Below are 2,750 nucleotides of genomic sequence, written 5' to 3' on the forward strand. Positions count from 1 at the left end.
GTGCGGGTTCCGTCCGGCAGGGTGACCAGCCGGATGTCCACCCCGGCCGGTATCGCAGGGAGGAGGGGCCCCGGCGCGAGGGGCGGGCCGGGGTGCCAGGTGATCGGCGCGGGGTGGTGGATGACGGGTTTGTGGGGCATCTGCATGCCTCCCGGGATGTGGGTCGGGCCCGCGCCGTGGTGGGTGGCGCGGGCCCGAGGGTGAGGTGTCAGGCGTCACTGTCAGGGGGTGTCAGACCGTGGGTGTCACGGGGTCTGACAGCGGGTTTGCCTAGGGGTTTGGGTGTCACGGCGGCCTGACAGTGTCAGGCGTCAGGCGATCTTGAGGTGGGGACGATCCGCCACCGGCCGGTGACCGAGGTCGGCTCCAGCCGGCCGTCCAGGGCCGCGTCCTTCAGGCGGGCGGAGACCCAGGGGCGGGAGAGGTTGTGTCGGTCGCACCAGTCCATGAAGTCCTTCGGACCGACCACCATCCGCCCGGCCGCCTCGAAGTCGTCCAGCGCGTCCGCGAACAGTTCCCGGGCCTCCTCCGGGGAGGGCTTGTGCCCGGGGGACTCCCACAGTGGGGTGTCGTCGCCGTCCTCCCCGTCGGGCAGGTCGACCTCGGGGTCGATACCGGCGTCCTCCGGATCCACGAGGAGCCCGGACGATTCCACTTCCACCCCCACCTCCTCGTCGATGGTCGGCGGGAGTGCCGGGGCGGTACCGGGGGCGGTGCGACCGGCGTAGTTCTGTCCGGCCACCGTCCGGGCCGCGCCGGCGGTGACCGGGTCCGCGGGCGCGCCGTTGGCCTGCGCCCACCCGGCCAGCTCTTCCAGGGCCGGGGTGGCGGTGTGGGGGACGGCGAGGGTGCGGCCCGGAGACGGGTAGCGGTCCTCGGGAATGCCCGGAGAGACGACGTAGCAGTAGCCCGGCCGCCGGTTGCCCCACGCGCCCGGGTGCGCACCCGCATCGATGACGGCCTCGGGGAGGGAGAACCCTTCGTCGCGGGGGTCGCAGCCGAGGGCGATCACGGACGGCAGGGACGCCCGGGTGGAGGTGGACATCTGGTCGTACGAGGGGCGCTGCAGGGACACGATCAGGGAGACACCGGCGGAGCGGGCCTCCTGGGCGATCCCGGTGAACGCGTCGTCGCCCATCAGCCGGAGCGTGTTGGCCGCCTCTTCCATCCACGTGACCAGGAACGGCATCCCCGCGCACCCGCACGGCCGACCGTCGGGGCGGCAGGTGTGATCTCGGTTGGTCTGCTGCTCGGCCGCCTCGGGGACCCACTGGCGGTAGCCGTGGGCCCCAAGCCAGCGCGTACGAGCGGGGATGACGACCTTGATGGCCTCCACCATGACCTCGGTGTCCGGCCCGCCCTCCGCGGCCCAGTCGATGCCGGGCAGCAGCGGGCGGAAGTCCTGGAACATCTTCGGGTCCGACACCCACAGCAGCACGTCCCGGCGGGAGAGGATCTCCAGCATCAGGTTCAGGGCGGTCTCGCCCTTACCCGAACCGGTCCCGCCCGCGATCAGCAGATGCGTGCTGTTCCGCTTGATCTCAGGGTCACCGGGGAGCCACAGCAGGAGCGGGGAACCATCGTCGTAGCGGCCGATGACCAGAGGATCCGCGATGCTCCCGCCCAGGTTCGACGGGCCCTCCCACTCCGCGACCTGCGCAAGCATGTCCTCCGGGACGATGACCAGTTCGCCGCGGCGGGCGGAGTCAGGGTCGGGCATGTAGCGGACGGCAGACTTGGGCAGGTCCAATGCCGACGCAATCCGCGGGAGCACCTTGGCCACGTCGTCGTTGGTCTGCTCCCCGGCCTCCAGGGCCATCTTCGCCGTGACCCGGTTCGGCTCCACCGACGTCGCCCCGATCTGCGCCCGGGCCAGTCCGACCTTCTCCAACAGGCCCTTGTCCGCCCCACCGGCGGCCGTGCCGTCGACGTTGCGGCGCAGCACCATGCGGATGTTCCACGACAGGGCCAGCGCCGGGCCGCCCATCAGGTACAGGTCCGGCAGGGGCCCAGTGGCCGGTCCGGCGAGGCAGGCCCCGGTCAACCACGCCGACCCCGCCGCCACCGTGATGGCCGAGTGCAGGCGACGCTGCTGCCCGGTGCTCCTACCCGCCCACCACGTCACCCCGGTCAACGCGACCGAGGCCAGCGTGAGGCCGACGCCAGCGGCGGCACTGCCCTCCCACTGGAGACTGCCCAGCAGCCCGGCCAGCCCCAGACCACCCGCGCACAGCCACGGCGGCAGGTGCGGCTTCGCCCGGTGCAGCACGTACGCACCCAAGCCGGCGCCGTCGGAGGAGCCGCGCAACTGGTCCTCGTACTGCTGCTCCGGTGTGGTGCGTTCAGTCGTTGCCATCACTCCCCCTTTTAGAGCTGGCCCCAGTCCATGCGCGGCGCCGACGGGCGCCGGGCACGGTGGCGGACACGGTTGATCTCTTCCTCGTACTCCTGCTGAAAGGCCGCGTAGGTGGCGGCGGCGTTCTTCGCCGCGTCCCTCAGGGCGTCCGCGGCGCGCTGCATCTTCCGCGCCACCTTCGCCGCCCGGAACCGCGAACCGCCGATCCGGCCGTCGGGGTCCGGGACGGTCACCAGGGTGGCCTTGAGGATCTCCGCACCCATCGCCACCTCGATCGACAGGGCGACGCCGGCGGCGCGGACGGCGTTGCAGTACTCGCGGACCTGTGCCGGGGAGGTGAACTCCGGCGCGGGCAGCAGCGACCGGTTCCGCCCCTGCCCACCCCCGGCCGCGG

2 protein-coding genes are annotated in these 2,750 nt (G+C 72.4%); both read right to left on the reverse strand.

Annotation, left to right across the window (positions count from 1 at the left end):
- Positions 1-304 precede the first annotated feature (304 nt).
- Positions 305-2,356 (reverse strand): plasmid transfer protein TraB, encoded by a 2,052-nt coding sequence (gene traB / locus HYE82_RS35705; RefSeq protein WP_179178385.1) that lies wholly within the window; start codon positions 2,354-2,356, stop codon positions 305-307.
- An 11-nt stretch (positions 2,357-2,367) separates the two neighbouring features.
- Positions 2,368-2,750: plasmid transfer protein TraA (traA, locus tag HYE82_RS35710; RefSeq protein WP_179178386.1), on the reverse strand; the 383-nt coding region annotated here is incomplete at its 5' end.

The sequence above is a fragment of the Streptomyces sp. BR123 genome (genome assembly GCF_013401435.1).
In the GTDB taxonomy this organism is placed as follows: Bacteria; Actinomycetota; Actinomycetes; order Streptomycetales; family Streptomycetaceae; genus Streptomyces.